Source organism: Streptomyces sp. NPDC059499 (genome assembly GCF_042749285.1).
Taxonomy (GTDB): Bacteria; Actinomycetota; Actinomycetes; order Streptomycetales; family Streptomycetaceae; genus Streptomyces.
Window position 1 is genome coordinate 68,711 of record NZ_JBHYTT010000001.1, and the last position, 17,451, is coordinate 86,161.

The window sequence follows — 17,451 nt, forward strand, 5'->3', positions numbered from 1 at the left end:
CGTTGATTGACCGAACGCCATGGGGGTGGAGCAAGGTCCGCTCCGGAATGATGAATTCGCTCGCACCCTCTCCACAGTCCTGGGATGCGGGTGCTCACACAGGACGGGGGTCGTGTGCACGCATCGACGCAGCAGCGAGCGGCGGACCATCGGCCGTACTTCTTTCTGAGTTACGCGCACACACCGGGGTACGGCGGTGGAACAGACCCCGATATGTGGGTCGAACGGCTTTTCCAAGATCTTTGTGGTCATGTGATGGCCATGACCGATCTGCCCGCGGGTGCGCCCGCGGGGTTCATGGACCGGGAGATACGTTCCGGTGAGGGCTGGTCGGAGCGTCTGGGCGGGGTGCTCGCCACCTGCCGTGTCTTCGTACCGCTGTTCTCGCCGCGCTATTTCGCCAGCGAGATGTGCGGCAAGGAGTGGTACGCCTTCGAGCAGCGTGCCATCCACCACCGCGCCCGCTCGAACCAGCCGGCCGAGGCGATCGTTCCGGCGCTCTGGGTTCCCGTGCCGCCCAACCAACTGCCCGGATCAGCTGAACGGTTACAGTTCAACCACCGTGATTTCGGGGACCGTTACGTCAGCGACGGGCTCTACGGGCTGATCAAACTCAGGCTCTTCGCCCAGGAATACGAACGGGCCGTCTACGAACTGGCCAAACGCATCGTCAGCGTCGCCGACACGGTCCAGATCGACACCGGAAGGCCGGTCGACTACCGCCTCGCTCCCAGCGCCTTCGGATCACCGAGCAGCGGAGTCGGAGCACCCCGGCCGATGCAGATCACCATCGCCGCTCCCACACGCCACGACCTGCCGTCGGGACGCAACCCGGACTACTACGGGGACAACCCGCACGACTGGAATCCGTACCATCCGGCCGCCGCGAAACCGCTGGCCTACGTCGCCGAGGAACTCGTCCGTTCCCTCAACTACCAGGCGGTCATCACCTCGTTCGACGAGGAATCCGGGCAGCTGGAGGGAAAACAGCCGCCCAGTACCCCGGAGATACTCCTGGTCGACCGCTGGGCCCTGCAGGACGAGGACCGGCGGCGCCGGCTCGCGGCCTTCGACGCCGAGAACCGGCCCTGGGTGACCATGGTCGTGCCGTGGTGCCGCGACGACCACCAGAGCAGAGCCGCCGAAGCCGAACTGACCGAGAAACTCGAGCAGACGATGCCCGCCAAGATGCGGCAGGGGCGGGCCTTCTGCCGGGTGGCGGCCAAAGGGGTACCCACCATGGAGGCGTTCGGACAGATCCTTCCCCAGGTGGTCGAGGTGGCCGCTCAGCAGTATCTGAGGCATGCCACGGTCTATCCGCCCGCGACCGGCGGACGGCACACCGAACGGACGCGACTGATGGGGCCCATGGGTAACACGCAGTTCATACCCGACATGCACGACCCTGCCACGGATGCGGAGGACGTATGACAGCCGGTCGTGACGGGCGCATCGTCACTTTCTACTCGTACAAGGGCGGCACGGGGCGCACCATGGCCCTGGCCAACACCGCCTGGATCCTCGCCGCCAACGGCAAGCGGGTGCTGGCCGTCGACTGGGACCTGGAAGCCCCCGGGCTCCACCGGTTCTTCCACCCCTTCCTCGACCCGTCGACGCTCGGTGCCACCACCGGTGTGATCGACCTGATCACCGAGTACGCCTGGGCCGCGACCAACCCCGCCCAGCGCGCGGACGACTGGCACCGCGACTACGCCCGCATCCAGCCGCACGCGGTCTCGCTCAACCCCGAGGCGCTCGGCTGGGAGTTCCCGCAGGGCGGCACCCTCGACTTCGTCTCCGCCGGCCGCCAGAACCGCGAGTACTCCGCGACCGTCTCCACCTTCGACTGGGACAACTTCTACGACCGGCTGGGCGGCGGGCACTTCTTCGACGCCCTGCGCGACGACATGAAGGCCAACTACGACTACGTCCTCATCGACAGCCGTACCGGCCTCAGCGACATCGCCGACATCTGCACCGTCCACCTCCCGGACGTGCTGGTCGACTGCTTCACCCTCAGCGACCAGTCCATCGACGGCGCGGCCTCTGTCGCCCGGCAGATCGCCGAGCGCTACACCGGCCGCCCCATCTCCATCTTCCCCGTCCCCATGCGGATCGACGAGGGCGAGAAGGAGAAGGCCGACGCGGGCAGGGCCCTGGCCCGGCTGAAGTTCGACCGGCTGCCCCGGGACCTCTCCGGCGACGAACTCACCGCCTACTGGGGTGCGGTGGAGATCCCCTACCGCCCCTACTACGCGTACGAGGAGACCCTCGCCACCTTCGGCGACGAGGCCGGCCTCAGCAACTCGCTCCTGTCCGCCTTCGAACGGCTGACCGCGGTCGTCACCGCCCAGGAGATCACCTCGATGCCGCCGGTGGGCGAGGAGGTGCGGCTGCGCATCCGCGACGCCTTCACCCGGCGCCGCCCCGCCATGCCGGCCGATCTCTTCCTCAGCTACGTGGCGGAGAACCGCATGTGGGCCGACTGGATCGAATCGGTCCTCACCCGGGCCGGATTCCGGGTGGTCCCGCGCGACGTGTCCGCCGACCCCGCCACCGTGGACGCCCCGCACAGCATGCCCGAGGCCGCGGCCCGTACCGTCGTGCTGCTCTCCAGCGCCTACCTCAAGTCCCAGCGGGCCGTCGACCTGTGGACCCGGGCGGTCTCCGAGGATCCCGGCGGCGGGCGGCGTCAGCTGCTGCCGCTCAGGGTCACCGATGTGCGCCTCTCGACGCCGTACATCGACCGCAATCCGGTCGACCTGTTCCGGCTGGACGAGGTCCACGCCACCACCGCCCTGATGCGCGCCCTGGACAGGCCGGTCCAGCTCGGCGACGGAGTGTCGCCCGGCCCCCGCTTCCCCGGTACCGTGCCGAGGATCTGGAACGCACCGCCCCGCAACCCCGGCTTCACCGGCCGCTCACTGGTCCTGGAGCGGATGCGGGACCAGCTCGGCGGCGGCATGGCCGTCGTGCTGCCGCAGCCGCAGACGCTGTACGGGCTCGGCGGCGTCGGCAAGACGCAGGTGGCACTGGAGTACGTGCACCGCTTCATGGCGGACTACGACCTGGTGTGGTGGATATCGTCCGAGCAGTCCGACGACGTGGTGGCCAGCCTCGCCGAACTCGCCGTCCGGCTCGGGGCCCAGGGCGGCGACGACATGGCCACGGCCTCGCAGGAGGCCGTGGACCTGCTGCGGCGCGGTGTGCCCTCGGACCGCTGGCTGCTGGTCTTCGACAACGCGGACGACCCCGAGCGGCTCAGGCGCTACTTCCCGCAGGGCGGCTCCGGCCACATCCTGGTCACCTCGAGGAACCAGGCATGGTCCCAGCACGGGGACGCGCTGCCCGTCGACGTCTTCCTGCGGGAGGAGTCGATCGAACACCTCCAGCGCCGCGCCCCGGGGCTGAGCGTGGAGGACGCCGCCCAGGTGGCCACCGCCGTCGGTGACCTGCCCCTGGCCGTCGAACAGGCCGCGGCCTGGATCGCGGAGACCGCCACCCCCATCGGGACCTACCTGGAACAGCTGGCCCGCCAGGCCCCCCAGGTCCTGGCCCTCAACCAGCCCGCGGGTTACCCGGAGCCCGTCGCGGCCACCTGGAACATCTCCATCGAACGCCTCAAGGAGCGTTCGCCCGCAGCGGTGCGGCTTCTCCAGCTCTGTGCCTTCTTCGCCCCGGAGCCGATCTCCGCGGACCTCCTCTACAGCAAGGAGATGATCGAGGCGCTGAAGCCGTACGACTCCTCGCTCCAGGAGAAGCTGGTCCTGGGCCGGGTCATCCGGGAGATCGGCCGGTTCGCCCTCGCCAAGGTCGACCAGGTCTCCAACTCGATCCAGGTCCACCGCCTCGTACAGGCCGTCATCAAGGCCCAGCTCAGCGAGGAGGAGCAGCGCGAGGCCCGACATGTCGTGCACCGGATCCTGGCCGGCGCCCGGCCCGACAGCGACGAGCCGATCGACAACCCGGAGACCTGGTCCCGCTTCGCCTCGATCTGGCCGCACCTCGGCCCGTCCGACGCGCGCAACTGCAAGGAGCCGGAGACCCGCAGGCTGCTGATCGACCGTGTGCGCTACCTGTGGAAGCGCGGAGACGTCAGGACCGCGGCCACGCTCGGCGACGAACTGCGCGAGACCTGGCTGGAGATGCTGGGGGAACAGGATCTGCAGTACCTGTACCTCTGCTTCCACATCTCCAACATCCTGCGCACCCGCGGCCGGTACGTGGAGGCGAAGGAGCTCGACGAGTTCACGCTCGAGCGGCAGCGGGAGGTGCTGGGGGCGGAGCACCCGCACACGTACATGACCACCAGCAGTCTGGCCATCGACCTGGGACTGCTCGGTGACTACGGCAAGGCGATCGAACTGGCGACCAAGGCCCATGAGGGCTTCGGGCAGATCTTCCACGAACGGCACCCCAGGACACTGGCGGCGGCCAACAACCTGGCACTGAACCTGCGGAGCATCGGGCAGTACGCCCGGGCCAGGGAGATCGACCAGGACTGCTACGACCTGCGGTCCGAGGTGCTGGGGCAGGAGCACCCGCACAGCCTGTCCTCCGCCATGAACCTGGCACGCGACCTGCGCGAGGTCGGACGGTACGAGGACTCCGTCAGTCTGCTCAGCCGCACCTACGACAGCTTCAAGTCCACGCTCGGCCGGACCTATCCGACCACTCTGAGCGTCGCGAAGAGCCTCGCGGTCTCGCTGCGCAGGGCCGGGCAGCTGGAGGACGCCCGCAGGCTGACGGTGGCCACCCGCGCCAGGTACCGGGGCAAGTACACCTCGGCCAACCCCGAATCGCTGGCCTGCGACCTCAACCTGGCGGCGGACCTGTTCGCGGCAGGGGAGGCTGTCGAGGCGAGGAACACCGCCCAGGAGGTCGTCGACCAGTACATGAAGGTGCCGGGGGAGCAGCACCCGTACACCCTGGCCGCACAGAACAACCTCGGTGTGTACCTCTTGGGGTCCGGTGCGTCGGAGGAGTCGGAGAGGCTGCTGACGCGGGTGGTCGCCTCGATGCGCGACGTGTTCGGCCGCGAGCACCCGAACACCCTGTTCTGCGTCATGAACCTGGCCAACGCGACGGCCGAACGCGGCGACCTCGAGCTCGTGCTGGAGACGGAGCGCAAGGTCTCCGGTCAGCTCAGGGAGGTCCTCGGGGCGCACCACCCGGAGACCCTGGCCATGACCTCCAACCTCGCGGTCACCCTCGATGCGATGGGGCGCAAGGACGAGGCACTGGGGCTGCGGGCGGAGACGGGCGAGGAGCTGGCGCGCCAGCTCGGCGACGATCACCCGCTGACCCGGATAGCGCGGGACGAGACCAGGTTCCTGCGCGAACTGGAACCGATGTCGGTGTGACCGTGCCTGCTACGGCCCGGGGTGCGATGTCCGTACGGACACCGCACCCCGGGCCGCTGGTCAGCAGACCGGCGCCTCCCGGTCGTCCAGCAGCCAGTTGAGCACCTCGGGGAGCACGGACAGCGCGTCGAAGTGCGCTGCCGCGGGTTCCATCACGGCGGTGACGCCCGGGATCTGTTCCGCGAGCCAGCGGGAGTGGCCGACGGGTGAGAACACGTCCTTCTCGCCGTGCCACAGCATCACGGGGCCCTTGATGTCGGCCGGGTCGAAGCCCCACGGCCGGCAGAACGCGATCGCGTCGTCGATCCAGCCGTACGCCGATGTGCGCAGCCCCTCGCGGTAGTTGGCGAGGAGCATCGTACGGATCCCGGCGTCGTTGACCACGATCCGGTCGGAGTCGGTCAGCTCCCGGCGCAGGTCGTCCAGGAGCCGGACCGGGTCCTGCCGGATCTCCGCCGAGCGGCTGATGAAGGACTCCGCCAGCCCGTCCGGATCGGCCGCGGCCGCGGAGTACGCGAGGACGTTCGACGCGGCCATCCCCTCGAACCAGTCGAGGCCCTCGGCGTCCCAGGGAGCCAGACCGACCAGTGCGGCGGTACGGGTGACCCGCTCGGGCATCATTGCCGCGCACGCCAGGGCGTGCGGCGCGCCGCCGGACCGGCCGACCACGGCGAAGCGCTCCAGGCCGAGCGAGTCGGCGATCGCGCGTACGTCCTCGACGACATCCACCACCCGGCGTCCCGCCAGCCGGTCGGAACCGCCGTACCCCGGCCGGTCGTAGGCGATCAGCTGCATCTTGCGCTGGTACAGGACCATCCCGCGGGGAGCGGGACCGAGCCGGCTGCCCGGCATTCCGTGCAGGAGAAAGACCGGTCTGCCGCGCGGATCCCCCTGACGCTCGACCATCAGATGCCGCCCGTCCGCCACGCGCACCCGACTGCGCACCCCGCCGCCTCCGCTCGGTCACCCCGCCCGGTCCGGACAACAAGTGCCCGGTGTGTGCTGCCAGTTCGATGATGACCCATGAAGGGCACCACCGGGACTCCTTGACGGAAGGAACCCGGGTTTTGCCCGGTTCCGTCTCGCACCGCATCCGGACGGGCGACCCCAGCATCCGGACTCGCAAGAGCGAAAACAGGACAGGACTAGTCCTCACCCGCTGCCGACAGCCGATGGCACGCGGTGTTCGCATATGGAACCGACGTGGTCCGACCTCCCGGTTGTGAACGGGTCAGGAGCGAAGCGTCGTTGTCGTGTGTGCGTCCTGAAGTCGACCTTGTGTGCTATCAACCGCATCGGAATAGTGGGCGCCCCATCCTCCGTGTTCCGGACCCCCCACTGGTCCGTACCACGGCCCCACAGGAGGTCGAAGTTGAAGCACCGACGCATATCCAGGAAGCGCGCGGCCATGGCGGGATCGGCCGTCGTCGCCCTGGTTGCAGCAGGAGTCACCTTCCAGACTGCGAACGCCAGTGACGACGTGCCCCAGTTCACGGCACGGACACTGACAGCGAACGCGGCCGGAAATCTCGCCACGACCCTGGACAGGACCCTGGGCGGCGACACGGCCGGCGCGTACTACGACGCCAAGGCGAAGAACCTGGTCGTGAACGTCCTCGACGAGGCCGCCGCGGAGCAGGTGCGCCAGGCGGGCGGCAAGGCCAGAGTCGTACAGAACTCGCTCACCGAGCTGACGTCGGCCCGGCAGACCCTCACCGCCAAGGCCACCATCCCCGGCACCTCCTGGGCGGTCGACCCCGTCAGCAACAAGGTGGTCGTCACCGCCGACCGTACCGTCGAGGGCGCGGCCTGGGACAAGCTCAGCGCCGTGGTCGAGGGCCTCGGCGGCAAGGCGGAACTCAACAAGTCCGCAGGGGAGTTCAAGCCCCTCATCGCGGGCGGCGACGCAATCTGGGGCGGCGGCGGACGCTGCTCGCTCGGCTTCAACGTGGTCAAGGGCGGCGAGCCGTACTTCCTGACCGCCGGACACTGCACCGAGTCCATCACCAGCTGGTCGGACTCGCAGGGCGGCGCGGAGATCGGTGCCAACGAGGGCTCCAGCTTCCCGGACAACGACTACGGCCTGGTCAAGTACACCGCGGACGTGCCGCACCCCAGCGAGGTGAACCTCTACAACGGCTCCACCCAGCCGATCACCAAGGCGGGCGAGGCCACCGTCGGCATGTCGGTGACCCGCAGCGGCTCCACCACCCAGGTGCACGACGGTGAGGTCACCGCACTGGACGCCACGGTCAACTACGGCAACGGCGACATCGTCAACGGGCTCATCCAGACGACGGTCTGCGCCGAGCCTGGCGACAGCGGCGGCTCGCTCTTCTCGGGCGACACCGCCATCGGCCTGACCTCGGGCGGCAGTGGCGACTGCTCCTCGGGCGGCGAGACCTTCTTCCAGCCGGTCCCGGAGGCGCTGTCCGCCTTCGGAGCGGAGATCGGCTGACCTTCGGTTCGTAAGTCGCGGGCCCGATCCCTCACCCCACGTGAGGCGAGCGGGCCCGTTGCCGTGCCCGGCGGGGTTTCGGGTGGGTCGGGTGATCAGCAACCGAGTGAGACCGACCGGTACGGCGTCGGTGGTGCGCATTCGAGGGTCTAAGCCAGGTGTGGGGCAGCCAACGTCGCTGCCGCCAAGGCGTACCCATCCGTTCGCTCGCTCTCCACGCCCTGAGCCTTGAAGGCCTGTCTCAGGCTGTCCATGAGGGTGAAGAACAGGAGTGGCTTCGCCGAGTCGCAGAGCGGAGCGATGCCGGCCTTGCGTACGCCCCAGAGGCGCAGCGCCTCCGCAGGGTTTCCGCCGACGGCAAGGCGTGCGGCCTCGCCCAACCAGACCCCGGAATGCCGGCTCTCGCTCTCCAGCAGGGCAAGGTGCCAGGACTCCGGGCGGCACTGCCACGCGTCGAGATGGGCAACTGCGAGTATCTTCACGTGGGGCAACGGGGTGTAGACCGGCGGTGTGCCGGCCAACTCCCAGGAGAACGGCTGGGCTCCCTCAGAGATGGTCGAGGCCGCTTCCGTCGCGGCCAGCGGCGTGCTGAGGAAGATTCTGGCGAACTGCTGCTCCCGTTCACCGACCTGGTCGAGAAGCAGCGCAGACCGGACACGGGCGGACGGATGAGTGCAGCCTCGGCGGATGAACAGCGCTCGCTCCGTCAGGTGCACGGCCAGCATGGCGATCAAGGCGCCCAGGAGGGAGAAGGTCGCAGCGTGGGCAGCCTCGGCATGGCCGGTGAGTTCCTGTTCGATCAGCCGCTTGCCGGCACGGTAAGCGAATAGATCCGCCTCCAGTTCCCTGGCCTGGTTGTCCGAACAGACCGGAATGTGTTCGTCAGGTGAGAAGCCGCTCACGGCGGACTGATGCCCCAGTGCATGGTGGGCTATTTCGTGCCCGATGATGAACTGGCTGGCCTGGAGGTAGAGGAACGCGGCGTTCTCCTCGGCCTCGAGGTCCAGCCGCAGGCCCAGTTTCGCCGCCAACGCGTACACCCGCTGGTTCGTGCAGTAGTAGCGCAGCAGGCCGGTGAGCACGGCCGGATCCCCGCCCATGTTTCCTGCTCTTGCCGCCCGTACGCTCGCGCGAAAAGGCCCGGAGGCGAGCTGGGTCAGGGAGATCGAGATGTACCGGGCGTAGTGGGAGCACAGGGTGAGGGTCGCGTCGGCGACATTGACCAGCCCTGAACCGTCGGAGAACGGTGTCATCTGTGCCGAGACGTCTTCCCTGAGGGTCTTCACGACGCGGACGGAGGCGAGGCGTTCCGTACTCGCACCGAGATCGGCCATGGCAGCTTTCAGCTGCTCTGTCACCAACTCCTCGGGCGCGGTCATCATGTCCCCGTACTTGCCGGCCCACTCGCTCTGCTGCCAGGCGGCTTTGGCGGCTTCGAGCTGTTGGAGGCCCTCCTCGTCCCCGAGCTCACGCATCCGCTTCATCATTTCGCCGAGCTGCACTTCGCGGTCGGCCCGGAGCAGCTCGTACTTGCGGTCCGCCATCGTCTTGCGGATCACGACGGAGCCGGTGACGTGCGGCAGAAGGCGCCGAGACCTACCCGTGCGACCAGGACGGCGATCAGTGCGGCTGTGGTGGGGTCGTCATCCAGGTCGGTGAGCAGCTCGTGGATGGTGAACGCGTCGATCAGCCTGTCCGATCCCGTGGTCCCCAGCAGACCTTGCGTCTTCTCGTGATGGCAGATCTTCCGCTGCAGTTCATTGTGCTTGTTGGCGAACCACTGTTTCCCGAAGCGACGGTGGTTCTCCTGATCCTCGGGGGAGAGCCCCAGGCCCTCGCCCAGCAGCTCCGCCCCGAGCAGGGAGTAGAGCTCTTCGTCGGATTTATCCCAGTAGGCCTCGACAGTCACCTTGTCTCATCCTTTGCGCTGGATTCCGGTTATCGGATGGTCCGACCGACTCCTGCATCTTAGGGACCCCGCCACTCCAGGAGGGGGAGAACGGAATACATGGGGACTACTGCGCTCGCTCCCCAGCCCAACGTGAGGTGTCAGTGGCGAACGCGCCCGGTTCACGAGTGGGGCGGTGTCGAGATGCCGAGGTCCTGACGCATGGCGAGCTGCATCGCCGTGATCGCGTCCCACATCTGGATCAGGAAGGTGTGGGCTTCCTGCCACTTCTGCTGGTCGTGCGCACCGTCCTCGGCCAGCGACTCCATGAGCTTCTTGGCCTCTGCGAGTGCCACGCGGACCGCTTGGCAGGGCTGCAGGACGTTGTCGGGGACGAGCATCTGAGCCTGGGCGTAGGTGTCCTGGAACTCGGCTCGGACCAACTCTGTCGCGGGGTTCGTGTCCGCTCCGGAACGCATCGCGTAGAGGTCTTCCATCATGTGGAACCGATATCGCCGGGCACCGGAGTTCAGCGCGACGTAGGTGTCGCGCCGGCGTTCCAGGTTGGCCTGGGCGTCGTCGATGTGCCGCTTGGTCCGGTCGGAGTGCTGCTGCAGCTCGAACTCCTGACGGCGCGAGCGTGAGCTGACCCACGCGGTGGTGATCGGGGCCAGTAGGGTGCCGGCCACGCCTACCACCGCAACCAGTAACGCTATTACCCCAGTGCTCACTTCTCCCCCTGAAACGGCGTGGCCCACATCAGCCGGAAAGCCCCGTAGGTTGGCGCGGCGGCCTGATGGCAGGCGAACCGCCACCACGGAGCCGACCTTCGGTGAAGGAACACACTCAGGCGTCCAGGACGGGCAGTCAAGGCTGCCTGCCGATCAGCAGCCGGCCGCGTGAGGGATCGCGTACGCCGCCGCCCGAACCGTCGCCCCCGGGGCACTGGACGGAAACAGGCCCACGCCGCCTACGCGAACCCACCGAGGGAGCTACCACCCCGCCTTGCGCCGAAAGCCGGCGGAGGCGACACCGATGTGTGACGTGGCGGCCCGACATGGCTGGGGTTGATTCGCTCCGGCTGGTGACCGTGCTTCGAGCGTCGGCCCGATCCGGGGCCGGGCCGCAATGCGCGAGCCCGGTCCGGATCGGCGACCGTCAGGCGGCCTGGGGGAGTCTGCCGCCCGCCTCGGCCGGTGCGACGCCGAAGATGTCCACGGCGTGGTAATACGTCCAGGCCGTGGCGTTGCACGAAGTCAGCGTCGCGCCGGAGTAGGCGGCACACACACGCTTGAGGTCGGAGTAGAACGCGGAGTCGATGCGGGACTTGTTGGCGGTGAACGTGCCGGCGGCCTTGTAGTTCCGGTAGCCGAAGTCGTGGCGGGCGCACGCCGTTTGGAAGGGGAAGCCGAACGGGTTGTCGGGGGAGGTGCTGCAGTAGTCCGTCCCCCAGTCGAAGCCGTACGCGGCCCATGCGCCCTGGTTGTTGCGGGCGGCGTTCCAGGCGTTGTAACTGGAGGCGCTCGTCTGGGTCCAGGAGCTGAGGACCTGGGGCTTGTCCGAAGGGGCGGCCGAAGCGGATACGGCGGGTATCAGGGCAAGCGGGAGCGACAGGGCGACTGCGGCGATCAGAGTGGCGAAGCGGCGACGCATGAGCAACCTCCGTGGGATGAAAGGGAGTTGTGGTGGCTGTGCTCCTCGCGGGTCGCACGAGGCCGCTCCAGAATGACGCCATGTACCTGCCATGCCTAGCTGTTTGGCCGACCGGACGCCAAGAGTTGGCGTGCCGGTCGAGCAGCAGTCACGGGGGACTACCGGGCGGAGGGGGACGCGCCGCGGCGGGCTGCCGAGGAGCTTCGGCGCGGAGGAGTGCTCCGGCCGCTCCGCACGTGATCGCGCACAGCCTCAGACGACGTTCGAGCCGCCGTGGCCCGTCGCCGCTCTCGTCGCCTCGTCCGGCTTGCGCCGCATCGCGGTCAGCAGGGTGACGACCGTGCCGGCGACCGCCCAGGCCGAGAGCACCAGCAGGGGGCCGGTGACCGCGTTGCCCTTGAAGTACGCGATCGAGCGGGCCACCCAGGTTCCCGCGCCCGGCGGCAGGGCGGGGCCGATCGCGCGCCAGAAGTCCGGCAGCATCGGCAGCGGGAAGGCGCCGCCTGCGCTCGGGTTGCCCGCGATCACGATGATCAGTACGGCCAGGCCGATGCCGACGATGCCGGTGAGCGCCTCCAGGGCGAGTGTGGTCATGCCGACCGAGAAGACGACCAGGGCGCCGAGCCCGGACAGCGCCCAGACGCTGCCCGGGAGTGCGCCGAGCACCGGTCCGACGATGACCGCGCCGCCGATCCCGCCCGCGATCGAGTACAGCGCCATGACTCCGGTGCGGATGAGCGCGCGCTGCCTGTTGGCGGGCCTGGTGCCCGCGCTGATCGCCAGGATCGAAGCGCAGAGGTAGCCGCCGACGCACCAGCCCACGACCAGGTAGAAGGACGACAGGCCGTCGAAGTCCTCCGGGGAGGCCGGGGCCACGTCCACGGCTCGCACCGTGCGCTGCCGGGGCTCCTCCGCCCTGGCGATGATCCTGACCAGGCTGTCCGCCAGTACGGTGCCGCCGCCGGAGGCGACGAGGACGGTGTCCGTCCGGCCGGTGGGGCTGACGAGCAGGGCGCCGTCGATGTCGCGGTTCATGATCTGCCTGCGGGCCTCGGCCGCGTCGCTCACCGCGCGCGGGTCCAGCGGGCCGCCCGGGAGGTCGTCCAGCTGGGTGACGAGCTGCCCGGACACCTGCTGTGGGGCCACGACGCCGAAGGGGACGTCCGTCGGGTCGGGCTTGTGCAGTGCCCCGACGTACGACGCGATGAACAGCAGCTGCAACCCGAGCACGCCGATGACGAGCAGTGCGGCCCGTGTGGTGACGGCGTTCTTCACTTCACCCGCGAAAGTCATGCCCCCACGGTCCGGGCGGTCCGCCGTTCACGCAGGCGGGGCGGGGCTGAATGGCCCAGGGAGGCGGAGTGGCGGACACGGGCGCCGACGGTGACGAAGCTCTCGCCCCGAAGGAATGTGTGCGGCTCGGAGACCGAATTGAGCCAACCCTCCTGCCGGGCAAAGGAGGTGACGGTGAGACAGGTGTTCCGGGCATGCCAACAGCACCTCGTAATCCGTTCATGCGTTCGAATCATGTCGCCGACCTGGGGTGATGGAGCTAAGGTAATCGAACGAGCGTACGATAGACGTATCGGGTAAATGGGTTAAATGGGGTGAAGTGATGGAGGTGCGACATGGCGGGCTTCGCCCATCTGCACGTCGCGTCCGGTTACTCGGTCCGCTACGGCGCATCCCATCCCGAGCACCTCGTCCGGAGGGCCGCCGAGCGCGGTATGGCGGCGGTCGCGCTCACCGACCGGGACACGGTCACCGGGGCCGTACGGTTCGCGCGGGCCTGCGCGAAATCCGGCGTCCGGCCGGTCTTCGGTGTCGACCTGGCGGTCGAGGCCATCGCACCACCGCCCCCGGCACAGCGGCGTCGCACCCCGGCACGCGGCGGCGCGCACGTCGTCGAGCCGCCGCTGCGGTTCGTGCTGCTCGCGCAGAACCGGGCCGGATGGGCGCGGCTGTGCCGCATCACGTCGGCCGCGCACGCCGGCACCGCGTCCGGCGCGGCACCCGTGACGGTGCCGTGGGAGGCGCTGCGCGAGCACGGCGGCCCCGGTCTGATCGTGCTGCTCGGGCCGCTCTCCGAGCCGGTACGGGCACTGGCGGCAGGCCGGGAGGACGTCGCCGTGAAGCTGCTGGCGCCGTGGCAGGAGATCTTCGGGGACGGGGTCCGGCTGGAGGCCGTCGCGCAGAAGCGTTCCGGCCTCGGCCCCGGATCGCTTCGCCTGGCCGCCCGCACCCTGACGCTGGCCGACCGCACCCGCACCACCGCTGTGCTGTCGAACGCCGTCCGCTACGCCGACCCGGACCAGCACCGCCTCGCCGACGTCCTGGACGCCGCGCGGCTGCTGCGCCCGATCGACCGGCGCCGCCTGGACAGCGGGCAGCGCTGGCTCAAGGGCGAGGGCGCGATGGCGGGCATCGCACGGATGATCGCCGAGTGCGCCGGAGCCGACCCCCGGCGGGCCGGCCGCCTGCTGGCGGACACCGCCGCCACCGCCGCCTCCTGTGCCGTCGACCCCGTGGCGGACCTCGGGCTGGGAACGCCGCACTTCCCGGAACCGGAGGTGCTCGGCGCCGGGACCCGGGCGGGCGGAGCGTCGCAGTTGCTGCGCACACAGTGCGAGACGGGTATGGCCCGACGCGGCCTGGACCGGGACCGGGCGGCGCTCGACCGGCTGGACGAGGAACTCGGCGTGATCGCGGAACTGAAGTACGACTCGTACTTCCTCGCCGTCGGCCAGGTCGTCACCGACATCCGGGCGAAGGGCATCCGAGTCGCCGCCCGCGGCTCGGGCGCAGGGTCGATGGTCTGCCACGCGCTCGGCATCGCCACCGCCAACCCGCTCGACCACCACCTGCTGTTCGAACGCTTCCTCAGCGTGCGACGGGCGTCCCTGCCGGACATCGACATCGACGTGGAGTCCGCCAGGAGGCTGGAGTGCTACGACGCGATCTTCGACCGGTTCGGCAAGGAACGGGTGGCGGTCACCGCGATGCCCGAGACCTACCGGGCCCGCCGCGCCCTGCGCGACACCGGCCTGGCCCTGGGGATCGCGCCCGCAGAGGTCGACCGGATCGCCAAGAGCTTCCCGCACCTGCGGGCCTGTGACATCACCGGCGCGCTCGCCGAGCTGCCCGAACTGCGGCAACTGGCGGCCGAGGCGGACCGGTACGGACCGCTGTGGGAGCTCGCCGAGGGCCTCGACTCCCTGGTCCACGGCATGGCCATGCACCCCTGCGGCGTGGTCATCAGCAACGCGACACTCCTGGACCGGCTGCCGGTGCAGCCCACCCCGCAGGGCGACTACCCGATGGCGATGGCGGCGAAGGAGGAGATCGAGGCGCTGGGCAACATCAAGCTCGACGTCCTGGGCGTGCGGATGCAGTCCGCGATGGCCCACGCCGTCACCGAGATCGAACGCACCACCGGCAACCACATCGACCTCGACGACCCGCAGCAGGTGCCGCTCGACGACGTCTTCGCGTTCAAGCTCATCCAGGAGAGCCAGACCCTGGGCCTGTTCCAGCTCGAGTCACCCGGCCAGCAGGACCTGCTGTCCAGGCTGCAGCCCCGCGATCCGCAGGACGTCATCGCCGACATCAGCCTCTTCCGTCCCGGACCGGTCGCAGGCGGCATGCCCGAGCGGTACATCGCCGCACGTCACGGCGGTACACCGCACTACGCCCACCCGGACCTCGAACCCGTACTCGCCGACACCTACGGCGTGACCATCTGGCACGAGCAGATCATCGAGACGCTGTCCGTGCTGACGGGCTGCGACCGCGCACTGGCCGAGATCGCCCGGCGGGCACTCGGCGACAAGAACCGGCTGCCCGGGATCAAGGACTGGTTCCACCGTCAGGCACGCGCCCGCGGGTACCGCGCGGAGGTCCTCGACGAGGTGTGGGGGACCGTCGAGGCCTTCGGCGCCTACGGCTTCTGCCGGGCCCATGCGGTCGCCTTCGCCGTACCGGCCCTGCAGAGCGCCTGGCTCAAGGCGCACTACCCGGCGTTCCTGCTGGCGGGCCTCCTCGAACACGATCCCGGGATGTGGCCCAAGCGCGTCCTCGTCGCCGACGCCCGCCGCCGCGGAGTGCCGGTCCTGTCCGTCGACATCAACCACTCCAAGGTGGAGCACACCGTGGAGCGGACCGACACGGAGCAGTGGGGGGTACGTCTCGCACTGTCCGCGGTGCACGGCATCAGCAAGGAGGAGTGCGCACGGATCGAGGAGGGCCAGCCGTACGGATCACTGTCGGACTTCTGGCAGCGGGCCCGCCCCGGCCGGCCGGTCGCCGAACGCCTCGCGGAGATCGGTGCCCTGACCTGCCTCCACGACGGCCGCCTCACGCGGCGCGACCTGCTGCTGCAGATCGCCGAACTCCACCGGGCCTCCCGCACCCGGTCCGCGGGCAAGGGCCAGCTGCCCTTCGACGCGGACGTGGCCGGCGGAGCGGAGCCGAGCGGCCTTCCGGAGATGACCGGGCGCGAAGCCCTGAGCGCGGAGCTGGGCACACTCGGCATCGATGTCTCCAGGCACCTGATGGAGCACCACCACCGCCTGCTGCGCGAGATCGGCGCGACCGACGCCGCCCACCTGGCCGGACTGCGCGCCGGTCAGCAGGTCCTCGTCGCCGGTGTACGGGCCTCCACCCAGACCCCGCCCATCGCCAGCGGCAAGCGCATCATCTTCGTCACCCTGGAGGACGGTGCGGGACTGGTGGACCTGGCGTTCTTCGAGGACTCCCACCCGGCCTGCGCGCACACCGTCTTCCACAGCGGACTGCTGCTGGTCCGCGGCACGGTCCAGGTGCGCGGCACCCGCCGTACCGTCGTCGGCACCATGGCCTGGGACCTGGACGAGATCGCCGCGGCCCGCCGCGACAACGGCCCCGAGGCCGCGCTCGCCCTGCTCGGCGCCGACCGTCCGCAACCGACTCCCGCACAGCCGCGGCGCACCCTGGTCAACGGCACCACGGGCGCCCGGCTGCACCCGTACGCCGACCTGCAGCCCGCCGGCAGCCGTACGGCCGACCTGAAGAAGTTCGGCTACACCAGTCCGGGGAGCGCGGGATGACCACTCGTCAGCGGCACATCGCCCACCTCCATCTGCACGAGGCGCTCACCGAGACCCAGTACGCCGATGTAATCGAACTGGTGTCTGGTATCACGCCTCACGTCCAGGCTGTTCCGCCCGACGCCGTTCAACTGGACCTCGCCTCGGCGCTCCGGTACTTCGACATGTCCCCCTACGACGTGGTCCAGTTGGCGAAGATCAGGATGAAGGCCCTGTACGGCATCGACAGCAGCGCCGGCCTCGCGGGCAACCGCATGCTGGCGGCCATGGCGGCCGACGCGTCCGCGCCCGGGCACACCACCTGGGTCCCTGCCGAGCGGGCCGCCGAATGGCTGTACCCCCGCCCGGTCACCGCGCTGCCGGGGATCGGCCGCGCCACGGCGTCGACGCTGAGCAGATACGGCTTGCACACCGTCGGCCAGGTCGCCGACGTGCCTCCGGCGACTCTGCAGCGCCTTCTCGGCGCCGGTCAGGCGCGGTTGCTGGCCGAACGTGCCCGCGGTCACGACCCCCGTCCGGTCGTCCCCATGGAGCCGGCGGCGTACCTGGTCGACGATCTCGTGCTCGACCGGGACTGCCTCGATCCGGCACGGCATCACCGATCCGTCCTGGGACTCGCCGACCGGATCGGCCGGCGCCTGCGCGGTGAGGGTCAGGTCGCCGGCCGAATCACCCTCACGGTGCGCTACGCCGACCGCAGTTCCACCACCCGCATGCACAAGCTGCCGGAACCCACCAACCACTCGCCCGCCCTCGTCGCGGCCGCCCTGGGCCTGCTGACCGCCCTCGGGCTGCAGCGCGCACGAGTCCGCGCCTTCGCCGTCCGCGCCGACGACCTGCTGCCGGCCGGCGGTGCCTACCGCCAGCTCTCCCTGGACCGCCAAGACGCCCGGGCCCGTGCCGCCGAAGCCGCCGCGGACCGGGCGCGCCGGCGCTTCGGGGCGGCGGCCGTGCGGCCGGCGGCCCTGGCCGACTGACCGTGTGGGCTGCCGGAATTTCTTTACC

Annotated in this window: 11 protein-coding genes; 5 read left to right on the top strand and 6 right to left on the bottom strand. The window is 69.7% G+C overall.

The genetic code is table 11. The features are described from left to right. Window positions 1-84: 84 nt before the first annotated feature. Window positions 85-1,431, top strand: coding sequence for an FxsC protein (fsxC, locus tag ACFW9O_RS00325; protein ID WP_351171294.1), 1,347 nt, complete (start codon window positions 85-87; stop codon window positions 1,429-1,431). Further along, window positions 1,428-5,363, top strand: coding sequence for an FxSxx-COOH system tetratricopeptide repeat protein (gene fxsT / locus ACFW9O_RS00330; RefSeq protein ID WP_384603397.1), 3,936 nt, complete (start codon window positions 1,428-1,430; stop codon window positions 5,361-5,363). Before fsxC ends, fxsT begins: the two co-directional genes overlap by 4 nt. Window positions 5,364-5,423: 60 nt before the next feature. Here the strand turns inward: fxsT and ACFW9O_RS00335 are convergent, their stop codons facing one another. Continuing rightward, window positions 5,424-6,308 carry an alpha/beta fold hydrolase gene (locus tag ACFW9O_RS00335; RefSeq protein WP_351171299.1) on the bottom strand — a complete coding sequence of 295 codons (885 nt, stop codon included), beginning with the start codon at window positions 6,306-6,308 and terminating at the stop codon, window positions 5,424-5,426. 427 nt (window positions 6,309-6,735) lie between these two features. On the opposite strand from ACFW9O_RS00335, the gene ACFW9O_RS00340 reads away from it, so the two are divergent. Further along, window positions 6,736-7,821 carry a S1 family peptidase gene (locus tag ACFW9O_RS00340; RefSeq protein ID WP_384603400.1) on the top strand — a complete coding sequence of 362 codons (1,086 nt, stop codon included), beginning with the start codon at window positions 6,736-6,738 and terminating at the stop codon, window positions 7,819-7,821. Window positions 7,822-7,970: 149 nt separating this feature from the next. On the opposite strand, the gene ACFW9O_RS00345 is transcribed toward ACFW9O_RS00340, so the two are convergent. The 5 genes from ACFW9O_RS00345 to ACFW9O_RS00365 all read right to left on the bottom strand — a co-directional run bounded on the left by ACFW9O_RS00345 (window position 7,971) and on the right by ACFW9O_RS00365 (window position 12,655). Beyond that, a complete protein-coding gene (locus tag ACFW9O_RS00345; protein ID WP_384603402.1) occupies window positions 7,971-9,380 on the bottom strand; it encodes a hypothetical protein in 1,410 nt (469 codons plus the stop codon). Continuing rightward, window positions 9,377-9,730, bottom strand: coding sequence for a hypothetical protein (locus tag ACFW9O_RS00350; RefSeq protein WP_384603403.1), 354 nt, complete (start codon window positions 9,728-9,730; stop codon window positions 9,377-9,379). The genes ACFW9O_RS00345 and ACFW9O_RS00350 overlap by 4 nt, the downstream gene beginning before the upstream one ends. Window positions 9,731-9,891: 161 nt before the next feature. After that, window positions 9,892-10,398 (bottom strand): hypothetical protein, encoded by a 507-nt coding sequence (locus ACFW9O_RS00355; protein WP_384603406.1) that lies wholly within the window; start codon window positions 10,396-10,398, stop codon window positions 9,892-9,894. A 469-nt stretch (window positions 10,399-10,867) separates the two neighbouring features. Next, the gene (locus ACFW9O_RS00360; RefSeq protein ID WP_384603408.1) at window positions 10,868-11,362 is read right to left on the bottom strand and encodes a phospholipase; all 495 of its coding nucleotides are present in this window, start codon (window positions 11,360-11,362) and stop codon (window positions 10,868-10,870) included. Window positions 11,363-11,614: 252 nt separating this feature from the next. After that, window positions 11,615-12,655, bottom strand: a complete 1,041-nt coding sequence (locus ACFW9O_RS00365; protein ID WP_384603411.1) for a DUF3533 domain-containing protein — start codon at window positions 12,653-12,655, stop codon at window positions 11,615-11,617. Between the two features lie 335 nt (window positions 12,656-12,990). On the opposite strand from ACFW9O_RS00365, the gene ACFW9O_RS00370 reads away from it, so the two are divergent. Beyond that, window positions 12,991-16,446, top strand: coding sequence for a DNA polymerase III subunit alpha (locus tag ACFW9O_RS00370; RefSeq protein WP_384603413.1), 3,456 nt, complete (start codon window positions 12,991-12,993; stop codon window positions 16,444-16,446). Next, window positions 16,443-17,423, top strand: coding sequence for an ImpB/MucB/SamB family protein (locus ACFW9O_RS00375; RefSeq protein WP_384603416.1), 981 nt, complete (start codon window positions 16,443-16,445; stop codon window positions 17,421-17,423). The genes ACFW9O_RS00370 and ACFW9O_RS00375 overlap by 4 nt, the downstream gene beginning before the upstream one ends. Window positions 17,424-17,451 lie beyond the last annotated feature (28 nt).